This is a genomic window from Pseudorhizobium flavum, assembly GCF_044142885.1.
GTDB lineage: Bacteria > Pseudomonadota > Alphaproteobacteria > Rhizobiales > Rhizobiaceae > Neorhizobium > Neorhizobium flavum.
On sequence record NZ_JBIOKZ010000012.1, the window covers coordinates 32,669 to 49,657 of the forward strand.

General features: G+C 54.5%; 15 protein-coding genes. 7 read left to right on the forward strand and 8 right to left on the reverse strand.

Annotated elements, in window-relative coordinates; all coding sequences use genetic code 11:
• The first annotated feature begins 1 nt into the window (after window position 1).
• The 5 genes from ACEPP2_RS18360 to ACEPP2_RS18380 all read left to right on the forward strand — a co-directional run bounded on the left by ACEPP2_RS18360 (window position 2) and on the right by ACEPP2_RS18380 (window position 6,093).
• Window positions 2-1,228, forward strand: a complete 1,227-nt coding sequence (locus ACEPP2_RS18360) for an MFS transporter (RefSeq protein WP_395517466.1) — start codon at window positions 2-4, stop codon at window positions 1,226-1,228.
• 72 nt (window positions 1,229-1,300) lie between these two features.
• Window positions 1,301-2,452: a patatin-like phospholipase family protein gene (locus ACEPP2_RS18365; protein ID WP_395517467.1), complete on the forward strand. Its 1,152-nt coding sequence runs from the start codon at window positions 1,301-1,303 to the stop codon at window positions 2,450-2,452.
• A 498-nt stretch (window positions 2,453-2,950) separates the two neighbouring features.
• Window positions 2,951-4,543, forward strand: coding sequence for a cytochrome c oxidase subunit I (gene ctaD, locus ACEPP2_RS18370; protein WP_395517563.1), 1,593 nt, complete (start codon window positions 2,951-2,953; stop codon window positions 4,541-4,543).
• Between the two features lie 21 nt (window positions 4,544-4,564).
• A complete protein-coding gene (locus ACEPP2_RS18375) occupies window positions 4,565-5,182 on the forward strand; it encodes a Tim44/TimA family putative adaptor protein (RefSeq protein WP_395517468.1) in 618 nt (205 codons plus the stop codon).
• A 62-nt stretch (window positions 5,183-5,244) separates the two neighbouring features.
• Window positions 5,245-6,093, forward strand: coding sequence for a LysR family transcriptional regulator (locus ACEPP2_RS18380; RefSeq protein ID WP_395517469.1), 849 nt, complete (start codon window positions 5,245-5,247; stop codon window positions 6,091-6,093).
• A gap of 86 nt (window positions 6,094-6,179) precedes the next feature.
• Here the strand turns inward: ACEPP2_RS18380 and ACEPP2_RS18385 are convergent, their stop codons facing one another.
• From ACEPP2_RS18385 to ACEPP2_RS18405, 5 genes are all read right to left on the reverse strand, one after another.
• Entirely contained in the window at window positions 6,180-6,881 is a 702-nt protein-coding gene (locus ACEPP2_RS18385) for a 5-formyltetrahydrofolate cyclo-ligase (RefSeq protein ID WP_395517470.1), read from the reverse strand.
• A gap of 103 nt (window positions 6,882-6,984) precedes the next feature.
• On the reverse strand, window positions 6,985-8,136 hold the full coding sequence (metB, locus tag ACEPP2_RS18390) for a cystathionine gamma-synthase (protein WP_395517471.1): 1,152 nt from the start codon (window positions 8,134-8,136) through the stop codon (window positions 6,985-6,987).
• 500 nt (window positions 8,137-8,636) lie between these two features.
• The gene (locus tag ACEPP2_RS18395) at window positions 8,637-9,629 is read right to left on the reverse strand and encodes a FecR domain-containing protein (protein ID WP_395517472.1); all 993 of its coding nucleotides are present in this window, start codon (window positions 9,627-9,629) and stop codon (window positions 8,637-8,639) included.
• An 801-nt stretch (window positions 9,630-10,430) separates the two neighbouring features.
• A complete protein-coding gene (locus tag ACEPP2_RS18400) occupies window positions 10,431-11,183 on the reverse strand; it encodes a pseudouridine synthase (RefSeq protein ID WP_395517473.1) in 753 nt (250 codons plus the stop codon).
• A gap of 313 nt (window positions 11,184-11,496) precedes the next feature.
• A complete protein-coding gene (locus tag ACEPP2_RS18405; RefSeq protein WP_395517474.1) occupies window positions 11,497-12,510 on the reverse strand; it encodes an Ldh family oxidoreductase in 1,014 nt (337 codons plus the stop codon).
• Between the two features lie 326 nt (window positions 12,511-12,836).
• Between ACEPP2_RS18405 and ACEPP2_RS18410 the strand changes: the two genes are divergently transcribed.
• Window positions 12,837-13,571: a hypothetical protein gene (locus ACEPP2_RS18410; protein ID WP_395517475.1), complete on the forward strand. Its 735-nt coding sequence runs from the start codon at window positions 12,837-12,839 to the stop codon at window positions 13,569-13,571.
• Window positions 13,572-13,628: 57 nt separating this feature from the next.
• Here ACEPP2_RS18410 and ACEPP2_RS18415 read toward each other — a convergent pair whose 3' ends face one another.
• Both ACEPP2_RS18415 and ACEPP2_RS18420 read right to left on the reverse strand, forming a co-directional pair.
• On the reverse strand, window positions 13,629-14,222 hold the full coding sequence (locus ACEPP2_RS18415; RefSeq protein ID WP_395517476.1) for a DUF488 domain-containing protein: 594 nt from the start codon (window positions 14,220-14,222) through the stop codon (window positions 13,629-13,631).
• A 196-nt stretch (window positions 14,223-14,418) separates the two neighbouring features.
• The gene (locus tag ACEPP2_RS18420) at window positions 14,419-15,393 is read right to left on the reverse strand and encodes a bile acid:sodium symporter family protein (RefSeq protein WP_395517477.1); all 975 of its coding nucleotides are present in this window, start codon (window positions 15,391-15,393) and stop codon (window positions 14,419-14,421) included.
• 107 nt (window positions 15,394-15,500) lie between these two features.
• Between ACEPP2_RS18420 and ACEPP2_RS18425 the strand changes: the two genes are divergently transcribed.
• The gene (locus ACEPP2_RS18425; protein WP_395517478.1) at window positions 15,501-16,172 is read left to right on the forward strand and encodes a FadR/GntR family transcriptional regulator; all 672 of its coding nucleotides are present in this window, start codon (window positions 15,501-15,503) and stop codon (window positions 16,170-16,172) included.
• On the opposite strand, the gene ACEPP2_RS18430 is transcribed toward ACEPP2_RS18425, so the two are convergent.
• Entirely contained in the window at window positions 16,144-16,656 is a 513-nt protein-coding gene (locus ACEPP2_RS18430) for a hypothetical protein (protein ID WP_395517479.1), read from the reverse strand. The two genes, ACEPP2_RS18425 and ACEPP2_RS18430, sit on opposite strands and share 29 nt — an antisense overlap.
• Window positions 16,657-16,989 lie beyond the last annotated feature (333 nt).

The window sequence follows — 16,989 nt, forward strand, 5'->3', positions numbered from 1 at the left end:
TATGAACAACCAATCCATCTCACGCCTCAACTGGGCTCGTACACTCCAGTGGCGACATATCCTGCCCGTTTTCTTTATCGTTTGTACTTTTGCCGCAGGTACCGCTGCAGTCTTGCCGGTTTTGCCTTTTCACATCCGCGGGATGGGAGGCTCCCCGTTTCTCCTCGGCGTCATTATCTCTGTAGAAGCCATGGGGCAATTCGCGTCTGGCCCCATGCTTGGGCAGCTGTCAGACCGCTTTGGACGCAAGCGTGTTCTCATTGCGAGCCAAGCCGTTGCCGCTGCAAGCCTTCTGCTGCTCGCTCTAGCTCCAAGCATCACGTTCATCTTACTTGCTCGCGTATTGCTTGGCCTGACCGCTGGCAACATCGCTGTCACCGCGGCCTACGTCGCCGATCATACCGATGCAGCAAGCCGGAGGCAGGCAATGGGCATCCTGATGGGTGGGGCAGGTGTGGGTGGGATACTCGGCGCGGGCCTCTCAGGTCTGTTATCCGATACCTCGTTGACGGCTCCAATACTTGTCGCATTTGGTTTGGTACTACTGTCGATCCTCGTAACAGCCTTTTCGTTGGATGATGCGCCGGCTGCGCCACGCTCAAATGATAAGATCCAGGAAGAGCAGCCGTCGTTCCGTTCAATTCTGGCTTCCCCTGGAATTCGCGTCCTTATCGTCGTGATGCTTTGCCACTTCTTTGCGTATGGCATGTATGTATCGCAGATGCCGGTCTTCCTTGGCGACACGTTCATCTGGAATGGCCACGCGTTTGGAGCGAAAGAACTTAGTTACCTCATCATGGCAGACGGAGCGATCAATGTGTTCGCGCAGATCTTCCTGCTCGGCTGGCTGGGAAAATATGTATCCGATCGCAGCCTGATCCTTATTATTTTCGCGCTTATCTCCGCTGGTTTCCTGACCGCTGGCTTTGCCACGACCATTCCTATCCTGTTCCTTGCCGTCCTATGCGTTAGCATGGGGGACGCCCTGGCAAAGCCGACGTACATGGCAGCATTGTCAAACCATGTCCCGTTGGAGAGACAGGGATTGGTCCTTGGCGGCGCGCAGTCTTTGGTCGCGGTAGCCGACATCGCCTCCCCGGTATTGGGCGGTTTCATCCTTGGCTATGCCTTGTACGGCATTTGGATCGGGGCCGCTGTAGCTATGGCCACGACAGGAGCACTCCTCGCTGCGACCCTGCTCCCGAGGGAGAGCCGCGCTGAGGCGTGAGACGGCGATCTGACATCAACCCAGTCACACACGCCTCGACCATCAACCATCTTGTTCCCAAGGGCTATCTGCATGAGCTACGTCGTTCGGCGCTGGATCAGGCCTAGAAATCTCTGGATCGTCGTCTTGCTGGTCGTAAGCGGATGCATGGCATCTGGGCGGCAGCTCTATAACGAATCTGAAGCTGAGCGGGCGCGAATTGTCGGGTTCGAGAATATCAGAATTCAAGCTGACGCCCCGCGACCTCCTAGAGCCGTATATGATCCGTGGAGACCAGTAACGAAAAAGGCCGAACCTGCTATGCTGGCTATATCGGGTGGGGGCGCAGGCGGGGCCTTCTCGGTCGGCATACTGTCTGCATGGAGCGATCTTGGCACCCGTCCAACCTTTGACGTCGTAACTGGTGTCAGCACTGGGGCGCTGATAGCGCCCTTTGCATTCCTCGGTCCTGAATACGACCAGCGGCTACGACGTCTCTACCTCTCGGATCAAAGCCGTAATCTCGTCGATATCGACTGGAGAGGGTTCGGAATCTTCTCCCCAAGTTTCCTTAAAGGAGAGGGCCTTCGCCGCATGGTGGAGGCGAATATCACTGATGATATCTTGCGCAGGATCGCGCATGAGCATCGTTCCGGGCGTAGGCTTCTTGTAATGACAACCAATCTCGATACGCAACATGCAGTAGTCTGGAACGTCGGTGCGATCGCAGACAGCGGAAGCGCGGGAGCTTTGGAGTTGGTTCGTCAGGTCCTAATCGCGTCCGCTAGTGTCCCCGGGGTCTTGCCACCCATCGTGATCAAAGCCGTGGTGGATGGAAAGCAGATCGAGGAAATGCATTCGGATGGTGGGAGCTCCGCTCAATTCTTTACTCTGCCCGAGCAACTGATCCTTGATCCAAACTCGAGGAAGGAGAACCTGCATATCTATGTGATCATAAACAATGCACTCATTCCTGAATTCGCAATGCCCGCTGAAAGAGCGCTCCCAATCATGGGGCGGGCCTATTCAATCCTTCTTAAAACGCACACGAAGCAGGGGCTGATGGCACTCTACAACTTCGCGCAGCGCTCTGGCGTGGGGCTAGACATTGCTTCCATCGATGTGCAGGTGCCTTATTCGATGAAGGATCCTCTAGATCACCAGTATATGAAGATCGTCTTCGACAGAGGTTACGAAAGAACGATGAACAAGCTCATCTGGAGAAAGCGTCCGGTCTTCAAATGATGGGATCTTTCGGAGCCAACGCAACTGCGTTCGTGGGTGCAGACCGATAGTGACGATTGCTCCATCTGCATCCAGCCCATATCAGGGCCATTCGGCGAAATGCGCGCCCGTCGGACGACTTCGAGGGGGTAAGTCGCTGCGAGTGACCTGGCGGCCAGTTTAAAGCTTGCCAAGGTGGCTGAAGCAAGACGGCACTGCCCAATGCCTTCCTTGTTCGCTGCCTACACACCGGCTTATCACCACGTGCATCTATCTCCATAATTACTTGGACGCACCTTATCCGACCGCCGAAATCGGCACTCATTCTGGAGATGGCATAGTCGAATGTCACCAAAAGTGAGGTTCAGTCAGCTAGCTAGGTAAGTCAGCCGGAATCGCCTGAAATTATCGATGCGCCGCGTAGCACAAAGCAAAGATATTGCAGTTACGCGGCAATTCATTCCGTTTGTCTGCAGTGCCGAAGTTGCCTACGTTCAAGCTATATCAGGGGCCGTAAAAATGGTGTCTCTAGCCTCCAGAAATCCTTCTAAGTCCCCGTTCTTGCGTCGGTGGTTCTTTTCGACAAATCACAAGGACATCGGGACCCTTTATCTGATGTTCTCGATCCTGGCAGGCGTGTTGGGTACGGCCTTGTCAGTCGCCATCCGCATGGAACTGCAGCAGCCGGGTCTGCAGTTCTTTGCGAATCCAGACACCTATAACGTTGTGGTCAGCGGTCACGGACTGGTGATGATCTTCTTTGTTATCATGCCGGCACTTATTGGTGGATTTGGCAACTGGTTCATCCCGCTTATGATTGGGGCTCCAGACATGGCTTTCCCTCGTCTTAACAACGTTTCCTTCTGGTTGCTCGTCGCTTCATTCATCCTTTTCATCCTGTCGCTTTTTGTACCTGGAGCGCCGGGCGGTTCAGGTCATGGCGGAGGCTGGACCCTGTATCCGCCATACTCCGTGCTGGGCCAGCCGGGACCTGCCGTTGATCTCGTGATCTTGTCCATCCATCTTTCCGGAGCTTCTTCGATTCTCGGAGCAATCAATTTCATTACGACTATCTTCAACATGCGTGCACCGGGGATGACTTTGCACAAGATGCCGCTTTTTGCGTGGGCAATGCTTGTCACCGCGTTCATGCTTCTGCTTTCTCTTCCCGTTCTAGCCGGTGCGGTGACAATGTTGCTGACGGATCGGAATTTCGGGACAGCTTTCTTCTCGCCCTCCGCCGGCGGAGATCCAATCCTCTATCAGCACCTGTTTTGGTTCTTCGGTCACCCCGAGGTCTACATAATGATCCTGCCAGGATTCGGGATCATCAGCCACGTGGTTTCTACCTTCTCCAGGAAACCAGTTTTCGGTTATCTTGGAATGGCTTACGCCATGGTGGCAATAAGCGCGCTAGGCTTCATCGTCTGGGCTCACCACATGTACACGGCGGGCCTATCGCTGGAGTCTCAACGCTATTTTGCGTTTGCCTCCATGGTGATTGCTGTGCCTACGGGCATCAAGGTGTTTTCGTGGCTAGCCACGATGTGGGGCGGATCTTTGGTGTTCCGTACGCCGATGCTTTGGGCGCTTGGTTTTATCCTGCTGTTTACAGTAGGTGGGGTCACAGGAGTTGTGCTGGCGAACCCCGGCGTTGATCGTCTACTGCATGATACCTACTTCGTGGTCGCGCACTTCCACTACGTGCTGTCCCTCGGAGCGGCCTTCGCGATCTTCGCAGGCTTCTATTATTGGTTCCCCAAAATGTCGGGGTACATGTACAACGAGACCCTCGGTAACCTGCACTTTTGGTTGATGTTTGTGGGCGTCAACCTAGTGTTCTTCCCGCAACATTTCCTAGGCCTCGCGGGGATGCCGCGTCGCTACGTGGATTACCCGGATGCCTTCGCGGGTTGGAACCTGATCTCATCGATTGGAGCATACATCTCAACTGCAGGACTTGCCGTTTTCTTCGCGATGCTAGTCGAAGCATTCGCGAGAAAGAGGGTGGCAGGACACAATCCATGGGGGCAGGGTGCCACCACCCTAGAGTGGACGCTGTCTTCCCCGCCGCCATTCCACCAGTGGGAAAACCTGCCCCTCATCAGGTAACCATATCCAGGAGCGCTGGAGATGACTGACTCGATGGATTTAACCGAGTTCCTTGTAACATACTACCTCGCGTATTGTTGGTACGTCATCCTCCGTGCTGTTTTGAAGCCTGTCTCTGACAACGAAAACGGACGGCCCGCGCAGACGAGTGGTGAGCAGAGCGGCTCTTCAAGCGTGAGGCGGCAGCCGACGCATTCCGTCTCGAGAGATAGTACTCACGCATGCGGTCAGCCCCTCGACGAACAGGATTTCTTGGAGGGTGCTACTGAAGCATTCGAGATCGTACTAAACGCATATGTGAACAAGGATCTGTCAATCTTGGAAACGTTCTGTAGCGGTGAGGTGGTAGGTAGTTTCGCTTCAGATCTGATACGGATGCAAAATGAACATCAGCAACTGAACCTGGTGCTGATAAGCGTTCAGCCAGGCAGGATCCTTGCCACAGATGTGTCCGATGACGTTCTTGAGGTTACTGTAGCGTTCGACGCGGAGATGATCCGATCGTTAGATGACTCAGATTGCGAGGCTCCAGATTGGAGCTCGATCAAAGCAATTGAAACGCGGGATCTGTGGACATTTCGTCGTCAACCTATGGGCTCTTCTCCTCGGTGGAAAGTCGTAGCGACCAGACCCGGCTGACGCCTACGTCCACGCAATACGCCAAATTTGACACTGCGCTACGGGTGCAATCTACTGACGGAATGGATATTGAGCTCGCCCGCACCTTCTTGGAAATCGTCTCGACCAGTAGCTTCGTCCGCGCTTCAGAGAGGCTCAACGTAGCTCAGACTACAGTGAGTGCTCGCATTCGTACGCTGGAGTCACAGTTGGGGCGGCCTCTGTTCGTGCGCCACAAGAATGGAGCGACATTAACGCCAGCAGGTGAGCAGTTCCTTCGATACGCGCCCAAGTTTGTGCAGCTTTGGCAGCACACCCAGCATCAGGTCGCAGTTCCCCCCGGTCGACGAGCAGTACTCACCATTGGTTCCGACATCGCGCTTTGGCAACCTCTGCTTCTTGACTGGGTCACATGGATACGGTCCTCGATGGATGATGTGGCACTGAGGGTGCACGTTGACGTTGCTCAGGATCTGTTTGATCAGGTCGCTGCAGGAATGGTTGATGTCGCCATCATGTACGCGCCCCATCATCGGCCTGGATTGACGGTCGATCTTCTGACCGAAGAGAAGCTGGTGCTTGTGACTACCGATCCGGGTGGTTCCTTCAACGAAGGAGCTGGCTACGTCCATATCAATTGGGGGCCAGACTTCGCTTTAAATCAAGGGACGAACTTCCTCGATGTACGGCCAGACCTCTTCTTCGACTTCGGTCCACTGGCGCTGAACTATATTCTCAAGGAGGGGGGCAGTGGGTACTTCCGGATGTCCGCGGTCGAGCCGCATCTACGCGCCGGGCGGCTAAGTTTGGTAGTGGGCCAACCCCAATTTTCTTATCCCGTCTACGCGGTCCAATCTGCTAGCTCAGATCCATCGGTCGTGAACGCGGCTCTGGCAGGACTAAGGGAGATCGCGAAAGGTGTCGCTGCCTAGGATCGCTCCTGGCGGCACACAATGGCGCTTGTGAAGGAACACCGCTCACTCTGGATCGGAAGACTTGCAGCGCCCAAATTGATGTTTCATCCCGGTTCCTCCAAGTTCCCGGAGAAACGTTGAGTAGGACTTTTGGAGACCCCTGTTTCTGTTAGCACCCAATCCATAGGCACATCGTGTGGCTGAGGATAGATCGTAGGGATTATTTGCTCCTCGAAACCGATACCTACTACTACCGCTGGTTTTTTCAGTTCTACGAGGGTCCGATCAAAATATCCGCCGCCGTATCCAAGGCGATAGCCATCTTGATCCATCCCAACGAAAGGAGCCAGAATCAAATCTGGATTTAATTTCTCGCTGGCCTCAGGCTCAACAAGCCCCCATGCTGATTTCCGTAATGTCGTATCCGACGTCCACGATCGAAATACCAATGGCGCTGACGGCATGACCACTACAGGAAGGCTGCAACGACCCCCTAACTTCTCGATCCAGGTGCGGGATTGTCGAAGGTCTGGCTCCCCCCGGAAAGGCCAATACAGGCTTATCACCTTGTCTCTGACGTCGCCAAGAAGACGCTTGAGGTTTTGTTCGATCGCGTCTGTCCTGGATGATCGTGTTGTGAAACTAGTCGCCATACGCTGATCAATGAGTCGTCGACGTTCTTTTTTGCGCCAACTCATGACGGCTTCGGAGGCCGAAAGCGGCTCGATCCCCGAATAAGAGGAATCAACCTCATCCAGGTAGCAGACGGGAGATGTCGATCTGTTTTTATTATCCTTCGGTAGCACGATGCCCCCCGCCGTTTCGTTCAATATCGATCGCAATGATGCTGTGGTTCGTTAACGGACGCCGTGTTCCCAAGACGACGATTTCCGATAGTTCCTGTCATCGCTAAAGGTTTGAAAGAGCGTTACCAAGATCGTCAATCAAGTCATCTTCTGCCTCGAGACCTACCGACAAACGTATTAGTGAGTCTGATATGCCCGCTGCTGCTCGCGCCTCCGCACCCATGCCCAGATGAGTCATTGTTGCAGGATGAGCAACGAGACTTTCAATGCCACCCAATGATTCCGCCAATGTGAACACCTTGACAGATTCTACAAAATGTCTGACTTCGGCCACGCCCCCCTTCAACTCGAAACTAAGCATAGCTCCGTATCCCCGCTGCTGTGCCTTCGCTATCGAATGGCCCGGATGAGTGTGTAGTCCGGGATAATGAACTCGTTCAACAGCTGGGTGAGAGGAGAGGAAAGCCGCGATCGCTGCGGCGTTCCTCTGTTGAACATCCAGGCGCGCGTGCAAGGTCCTAATTCCTCGCAGAATTAAATATGCATCGAACGCCGATCCCGTCACTCCAGTGATGTTAGCCCACTGGTCAAGTTGCTCGCCTTCAGAGGCGCTAGCCGCAACGACGGCTCCTCCGATGACATCGGAGTGTCCATTGAGATACTTCGTTGTAGAATGGACTACGAGATCAGCGCCGAGTGCGATGGGTGTCTGCAAAGCAGGAGAAAGAAAAGTGTTATCAACTGCAAGCAGAGCGCCCACCTCGTGCGCCGCGGTGGCTAAGGCAGCGATATCAACAATTCGCATCAGAGGGTTGCTGGGCGTCTCGACTAGCACCAGCTTTGGTCTTTGGCCAAGTCCGAGCGCCAGCGCCTCCGGATCATTCTGATCGAGAAAACGTACTCTGAAATGTCCCCGTTCGGCCTTCTGCTGGATCAAGCGATAGCTTCCTCCATAACAATCATGAGGAGCGATCATTAAGTCGCTTGGTCGTAACAAGGAGAGGACGAGGTTCAGTGCTGCCATTCCTGAGGATGTGATGATGGCAGCGGTTCCTCCTTCAAGTTCTGCGATCGTCTCGGCTAGAAGGCTACGTGTCGGATTACTGGTGCGGGAATATTCATGCTGACCAGGTGTTGCGTATCCCGAGAAGGTATAGGTGCTGGAAAGAAACAAGGGAGGATTGACAGCGCCGAAGGCTCTGTCCTCACCGATGCCTCGCGAGGCGGCGATTGTTTCGGGTCTCTGCTTTCTCACGTCTTTCCTTCCTGCCAATCTAGCTCGTAAAGTCTTCGGTGCTCTACCGAATATCTCTGTGAGTTTCTCCGAGCGTCATCTCAGATGAGCCCGGAGGCCCTTTTGAAGTGTGCCACATTATTCGAGATCTATCGACAAGCGAGTCTCGCTTCTTGTGGCGCTACGAGCCACGGCGTAAGCGAAATCCTGAAGGGTCCCTCCCAGTCTGTTGGATGGTCTACGACGATGCTAGTGGCAGCCTGGATGAACAGTAAGCACTGGTTTCTTTGCCGATTGACCAAGGGAATAAGACGGTCAGAGAACTTGCGCTTTTGAAGGCAAGAACGCAGCAAAGGCAACAACGTCAAGCTCACGATAGAAAAGCGGTGAAGGGGCGGTCTCTATTCGGTTATTGGACAGCGGAATAATAAGCACAGGTCGAGATCCCACGGAAGGGAACATCACGACAGGCAGCAAAATCCCCGAGGCGGGTCGGCTTTCTCTCTTCGCGTAGGCTTGTATCAGTCGTCATCGTCATCGTCATCGTCGTCATCATCACCGTCGTCGTTATCGTCTCCGCCGCCACTACCGCCGCCACTACCGCCGCTGCTGCCGCCGCTGCCGCCACGACCACCACTACCACCGCTGTCGCTGCCGTCGCTGCCGCCACTACCCCCGCTGCTGCCGCTGTCGCTGCCGCCACCGTTTCCGTTGCCGTTGCCGTTCCCGATATTGCCATTGCCGTTCCCGCCAATCACCCCGTGCTTGCCGGAACTGTCGCCACCTCCGCTGCTCTCGCCATTGACCCCGTGCGAGCCAGCATCACTACTTGGGCCTGTCGAGCGTTGGTCGCCAAATGAATCTAGCCCGAGTCCGGCATCCACCGGCGCTGGCTGACCAACGGCAGGGAGGGATGCTTGCGTTGGCTCGACCGAGAACACGGCGGGCGTTTCGGTTATTCCGGCCACGGACATGCTCTGAGCCTGGTCGACAGTGACTTGTTGGCCGGCCCCGACATTCGTGCTCTGACCACCTGTGAAGGAGGAGACTTGAACCAGGCCCTCGTCAACGGCGACCGAGGCGTCCCTTTCGGTCACGGTCACAGTGAATGTTGTTCCTTTGACTACGGCAGCGAGGAAGGGCGTGTGGATATAGGTATGCGGTCGACTACGCTTCTCGATATTGAGCGTAATCTCCCCGTTCTGTTGAACCACCTCGGTCTTTCTAGAGAAGAGCCCGTTCTCGGTAATGATCGCAGCGAGGGTCTTCGGATCGAAGGAAACCTTCTCCACGCCTCGTTCCAGCTGTACTCGCCCCCTTGGCCCCGTCGAAATCCAGGATTTGTTCGGAATAGTCATGCCCCCGATAACGGGCACCCATGTCTTCTTGTCGACCGTGAACGAGACTTGTTGTGTTGTCCTGCTGACTACCCATTCAGACGCCAATGAGCTTGCGGCCGAAAAGCACAGCATGAGCACTGCGACGATTGAAATAGAGCGGAAAAAGCGTGGCATGGAGTCCCCCTTGCATGTCGGGCGAGCAAAGCAGGCGACTAATTAAGGAAGCCCTTGGGTCGAGTTAGCGACAAGGGCAAAATCGCGTCTATTTGAAGCTTGTTTGCTGTGTCTCCTACCTCTTCCCCTATGAAATCGAGTTATTGGCGACCATAGCCTTGCCCCCGAAGGGCTTCGCAAGTTCACTCCCTGCAACGTGACAGGTCCACCGGAAACCGCCGCCTGCGACAAACGTCACAACAGCGAGAGGGAAAACCTGTCCTTTGTAGATTAGGCGGTGGTCTAGCGGGCGCTTCAAGTCCGCTTTGGGCCGACCGACAGCAGACTTCGTCTGCTCGCCGCAAATAGTTCCAGGCGGCAAGTCATCGATCCATTTTTGCTTACGGGCCCTTAGAATAGCAGTGCGTAGCGGCCAGATGCGCCAGCCGATCGATGCCATTGAGCTTGCAGGCCTCGATGGGCGAGGGATGGTGGCCCATGCCTCAGCCCCAGTATCATGCAAGAGCTTCAGGCCACCCCAGTAAATCGAAGATATTTCCGAGGCCTTCCCAAGCGGAGAGCTGGTGAAGCGCGAGCCATGTCTGGATGTCGGGACCAGTGATGCCGATAGTTGCTGTAGTCCGGCTAGGTGAGCCAGGTCAGGGCTTCGCAGCGCGGCCTTGATCCGATACGGCTTACCGAACCCGTTTCACGTCTTCCCCCGCAATCGGGCCTGCTCGTTGCGGGTAGTCTCCAACAGCTTCTGCCGGGCATGAGCAGAACGGCACGGAAGCCCGATTTTTTGACGGATCCGGGCTGGCGCTAAGCTGGATGCCTGACGGCCTGTAATGTGACGGCTTCAAGCAGCCGCTGTACCTCAACCTGGGTCAAATGCCTGAAAGACCCTTTCTGTAAATCTCCTAACTGAATGGCATGTATGGCTACGCGCACTAACCGTATACAGTCAAAGCCAAGGGCTTCGACCATACGCCGGATTTGGCGATTTTTGCCTTCGATCAGAACGATCTCCAGCCAAGTATTGCGGTCTCCTCGGCGCAAAACCCGAGCTTTTGCTGCTGTCAGGTGTTCACCATCACTGCGGATACCTGCAGTGAGGAATGCGAGTTGTTCCTTCGTGGCGGGCCCAGACACTTGAACATGATAGGTCTTGGGAATTCTCATCGACGGGTCGAGAAGTCTGTCAGCAAGGACGGTATCATTGGTGAACAACAATATACCCTCACTGGCTTTGTCCAGTCGGCCAACCGGAGCTACGAAGGGTAAGTCTTCCTTTGGTAGGCAATCAAAAACGGTCGGACGGCCCTCCGGATCGTGCCGCGTCGTCACAAGCCCTCTCGGCTTGTTCAGCACCAGATATGTCAATGCACTTTTCTGAATCAGCGTACTGTTCAGGGAAATCTGATCACGTGAAGTGTCTACCCAAATGGAAGGGTTCGTCTCTAGCTTTCCGTTGAGAAGAACGCGTCCTTCCTTGATGAATTTCTCTGCTTGTGTGCGGGAGCATACTCCCAGCTTTGAGAAGGCCCTATCGAGGGTAACCTTCTTCGCCTGCATTTTCGATCTTGCGATCATCCTAAGATACCTGAACAACACTCTCCGTCGGAGCGAGCCGAAGCGGAGCAACTGAAACGGTGGATTTGACGAAACTGCAACCTGGGCCGTCCCGAACGCCACCAGGATCTTTCAGCGTTCGGGCAACCTGAAAATTTTCAAAGGATGAAATAAAGCTTTGATGTTATCACCATTACGGAGACCAATCAGATGCGCCAGACATGCTGGTCTGGACGTATCTACAGATGTTGACGCTCTTTTCAACGACGAGGTATTCCTCATTCCCTTAGACTAATCGTGGCTCCAGAAACACCCGTCAGATTGCCGCGCCCATCAAGACCTGGATGCGATCAAGCAATGGGCTCGATACCCGGATTCCTTCGCGAGCGCTATTTTCTCGTATCCTATAGCGTCGGTCGCCGGGCAGACGCGCCCCTTGTTCGTAGAAGCCTGAAAACAAAGTCTCTGCGTGATCCAAAGCGCCTGCTCCCCCGAAGACGCCAGGAGAGAACGCTAGGAAGAGCTCGCCATGGCAGGGAGCAGCATCAGCGCCTTGGTCGAACGACTGAGACTCGCGGCTCGTGAAGGCTCCAATAAGTGGACCTGCCAGTAGTTCGATCATCAATGCGATCGCCGATCCTTTATGTCCGCCAAATGGGAGCATTGCTCCAGCCAGGATTTTTGCGGGGTCTCGAGATGGTTTCCCTTGGTTGTCTAGACCCCATTCCTCGGGAACTTCGGTGCCGGTTTCTCGGTGCATGGCAATGTCCGCTCTAGAGGCAGCAGAGGTTGCAAAGTCGAACACTGCAGGTGGTTTATCCCGCCGCGGCCATGCGAATGCTATCGGATTGGTTCCTAGAAGTCCCCGGTTCCCGCCAGCTGGTGCAACCCAAGCATGAGTGGGATTCATCGACAAAGCGACGAGGCCACGGTTGGAAATCCTCTCCACCAGGGGCCATAGGGCAGTTGAATGGAACCCATTGTTTACGGCCAACATAGCCAGCCCAACGTCGTGAGCCTTTTCCACAAGGGCCTCGATGCCTCTCTCGGCAGCCAGGCAGGAGAAACCAAATTGCGCATCGATTTGGACAGCAGCTACAGAAAGATCATGCGGCTGCGGATCTGCATCCCTGTTGAACTGGGGGTGCGACATCGTAGTAAGGGTACCCGGTAATCGCTGCAGCCCATGCGAAAAACTTCCGTCCCGCTGAGCCTCAACCAGCGTCCTCGCGAGGGAACGTGATTGTGCGATATTCAGTCCGTTAGAGGAGAGAAACTCTTCAGCAAGCGCTATTAAGTTGGTTTCCGAGATTCGGAGTTCATTTGTCATCAATGCGCCTTCCATAGCTGCAGATCCGTACGCCACATTCGTTCTTGAACCACCTGCGTTGTGAGGGTTCTTGTCCGGCCGCACGGGAGTAATCGGAAGCAGCGGATGGAAATCTGGACGGCAGGTGCAACGCATAAGCCCCCATGTTCACCAATCCGACTCAAGATTGACTAAAAAAAAGAGCTCGCTAATGATGATGCCATGAAGATATCTGGACTACGATCTAGACAGGAGCGCCTCCGCCTCAAAGCAGGAGTCTGACCCGGTCGCCACGAGGTGACCGGGCCTTAGATCCCATTGCCTCTTACAAGCGCTAGGTCCCAGATATGTTTTACGAGACACTTCCGATTAAGTGTAATCCCGATCCACTGACCGTTGCAGGTCTAGCGGCCTCTCTCAATGAGGATCCGGTAGCCGTGCAGCTGCTTCTCGGCACCGCAACAAAGTACGATTTGCTCATATCACCGGAAGACGTCAAGGGGTTGATCCCCCTGTCGATAATGCAGGTACTGTGGCGGCGTGCGAATGTGCAACCCGCTATTGGAGCGGCGCTGTTGCAGGCGTATCCCGAAATCACCTCTTCATTGGAAGAGGTATTATTCTTTAGAGCTGATGAGTTCGGTGAAGAGGAGGATCCCTTCCTGTTCTTCAGATCAACGTCGCCAGAATCCATCCCGGTTCCGGCGACTGATGACTACATCGATGTTGTTCAAGATCGGTTCTTCATATGGAGGCGTCCTAAGCACGATCGTCACGCTCTAGGTTGTTCACTTCTTCCGGAAAAGAGTGACCTTCCTCTGGAAGCATACCTTGATGCGCTTGCCACCCTAAGGAGGCTTCCAACGTATGAGCCAAAGTGGCTAGGTCGAATGGACGGACATCAGTTCGTATTGAACCACAATGCGGAGCCGCAGCGTGCAGAACTCCATGGCTCCCTGACAAGCTTTACAGAAGCGGGCGTTTCATTCGAAGATAGCTATTCCTTCAAAATCTCCATCAACATCACCTTGGCCGCCCGAGATGTAAAACGCCGCACGCTAGGACTCGCGGTAGTGGCATAGGGGGAATCCGTCATTTTGTCAGCTCTGGACTTGGCTGCGTCCGCAGACTTGAGCGACTTAACAGCAGGCCGGATTTCCCGCCTCGCCCGGGTAGGTGATTGTGCCGCCTTCGTCGAGCTTTGCTCCCTTGGTCAAAGTCGCCGGTACGGTCTTCCCCACATCCATTAAGTGACAGACTTCGATTTGGCGCTGTAGTAGATAGTCCGCGATAATTCGCCGGTGGCACCGCCACCATACGGCTTCGGCACACATTATCACGCAACGCTTTGTGGTGCCCACGCTGATGAGCAGTTCCAGCCCTGCTTTGAACGTATCAGAGAGCGTGTAGTCGGCGTAGTTATGGAAGCTTTTGTTGTTCCAAAACCCGTTCAGGTCTTGGTCTACCGCCTTCTGCTTGGAGCGTCTGCCTCCAAGTTCTGGGATGGCCAGGTATCCTATTTGGAAGGGCTCAAGGTTTGCGGCGAGAACTTCCTCGTTAAATTGTGGATTTGTTCGCGAACGTCTGATCGAACGCACGTCCACGACAAGCTGTATCTCTGCGCTCCTCAAGATTTCCGCGAACTCAGTGATCGTTCTGGTTGAATGTCCAATTGTAAAGAAGCGGAACCTCTGGCGAACATGACTTTCAGAGCTTCTCCTCATTGGACGCATATCGGATGCCCTTTCCTATCTGGCTCAGTCGTTGCCGTGGTGGTTTCTGCCAATCTCTTATTAATGCCGCGGAAGCCTTTCGGTGCCTTTGATCAGCCTCGGATTCGCCAGATCCTTACCGCGACTAAGCATCATGGACCCCAAAAAAATTGGTATGGGTCTCTCCGTAGTTTGGCGGATGTGAATGCGAAATTCACTAGTGCGGTACGCTTTCTAGTTGGTTAGAATACCTCCGTGCCATGATGGCTCCTACGATGATTTGAATCTGATTGTAGAGCATGATTGGCAAGACAATCATCGCGAAAGCTGGCGATCCCGCGAAGAGAACCTGCGCCAATGGTAGCCCCGATGCCAGGCTCTTTTTGGAACCGCAGAACACCGCTGCAATCCTGTCCTCGCGAGAAAAGCGCAGAGCGTGCGTAGTGGCTATCATGAAGCTGATCACAATCATCAGCAGCGCGCACGTCATGCCGATGGCTAAGAAGAGGGTCGTCGCGGATAGTTCGCTCCATAGCCCGTCCACTACTGATTTTGAGAAAGCAGCGTAGATTATCACGATGATCACGCCTTGATCGTACTGCTCGAGCCGGTGCTTGTACCGCATGGTAAAGCGCAGCAACGAAGTATGGAGCGCCTGTCCCAAACCAAAGGGCAGAAGAAGCTCTACGACGATATCCTCTAGAGATTCCACGAGGTCGATGGAGCCCGAGGCGTCGGTTCGCATCAGAAGTGTTACCAACAGTGGCGTAAGCATCAGGCCAAAAACATTGGACGCAGCGGAATTGCATACAGCGGCCGGGACGTTCCCCTTGGCGATGCTTGTGAAAGCGATAGAGGATGAAACTGCTGAGGGAAGTGCAGCTAGATAAAGGAAGCCGAGCAAAAGCTCGGGAGGCATCCACGTTGCTGGCACCATGTTCAGCGGCTGCACGATCAATGGAAAAAGTCCAAACGTCACTGCAAATACGAACAGATGGAATTTCCAGTTTCGCAGGCCATCAATCAAAGCTCGACGGGGGAGAACGGCACCGTGGGCAAAAAACAAGAACGCCACCGCAAGCGTCCCTATTTGCTCTATCAACTTCGCGAAAGCTCCATGTGCGGGAGCGATCGATGCGATAACGATGGTGCCCATCATCAGGGCGAGAAAAGGGTCGATCTTCAGCTTCACATCTTACTCCATCTTTCACTTTAGCCGATGAACCCTTTTGCGTGCTCCCCAGATTGGTCTACTAATTGGTACAAAGCTAGAAAGGGATCTCAGTGAAGCGAGCTACCGTGGATGAAGTCGTCGAAGCGGTGAGGGGGCATCTGGCCGCAACCTCCAAAGGACCTCATGACAAGCTAGAAGCAGAGCGAGTTCTTGCAGACCAAATGGGATGCAGCAGAGGAACGCTCCGCAGCGCGCTCGACCGCCTGGAGCGTGAGGGGGTACTGTGGCGTCATGTGGGGCAGGGGACTTTTCTAGGTCCACGCCCATCGACAGAACCAATTCGCCCACAGGTTCTCTTTGAGATGTCATCTCCAGCCGAGCTGCTTATGGCGCGATTGATTTTAGAGCCGCCTATCGCTGCAGCGGCAGCGGCGTCAGCAAGGCCTGAGAAGGTCGCGCTTCTTCGGAAATGGGCATCCAGATCTAAAGAAGCGTCGGATTGGGCGGAATATGAGGCCGCAGACGATGCGTTTCACAAAGCGGTGGCAGCTGTTACAGGAAATCGCCTCCTGATGGCCGTTCTTGGCATGCTCTCATCTGTACGGGGGCGAGCGCAGTGGCAACGGCGTCATGATGCGGCGTTTCGTAAGGCCAGGAAACGGGAGTACGCGCTATCACAAGGGGACGTTCATCTAGCAATCGTTGATGCCATCGCGGAAGGAGATACTGTCATGGCGCATGACTTGATGAAGCAGCATCTGCACTACATCAGCGAGCTGTTTGGGGATGGGTTCTAGATTTCGTGGGTAGTTTATTCTGGAGCGTTTCAACGGTTTGCCCGTTGTTGATAAGTTCAGTCGAGACTGCTCCATCGATGCTGCTTACGGGGACAAGATCACTATCAGTCACACCCTCAAGACATGGGCCCGTTGCCCGCAGCATGCTTGAGATCAATGATTGCCGGGCGAGCAGAGGTCTGCTTTCCGGCGTGGTCAAAGCGAGGAAGCCGCCAGGCTCCCTCATGACCTCCAGTGTTTCATCCAGCTCATCTGAGGCGGACCGCATTGCCAGGTCGGCGAATAACCGATCATCGAGTGTACAAAGCATCGGCGGGAAGATCGCAGCAACCTCACCCACACGTAGCGTGCTCAATTTGAAGACGCCGACACCTTTGGGTTCATGATCACCCACGGTCTCGACGGGAAACTGGGAGTAGACGCTGCTAGCGCATCCAACAAACCAGCCGATGGCGATAATGGGAAGTGAGATTCTTCTGAACACGTGGGCGTTCTTTGACTTCCGCAGTATCAAGGACCGTCACTCAACACGTTCCTGCTGCCATTTGAGCTGAAGCCTCTCGATCTGCTATTGCTAGGGGGCGCGAAGAGATGCTCCGGCAGCGTGTCGATCCCCCAGTGCGAGCGACAGGTCACGCAGCGGTTAAGTTCATCTATCCAACCTGTTTTGCACGACGAGCAAACGGAGGAAATTCTCATTGTCCTATTCTCTCTCCTGATCAGCAGCCTCATGCGTACGTTGACCGCACTGGAACCATGGACTGCGTAGGGATTTCCGATGACACGGCTTCGTAGAAACACCGGAGCGAGAGAAGGC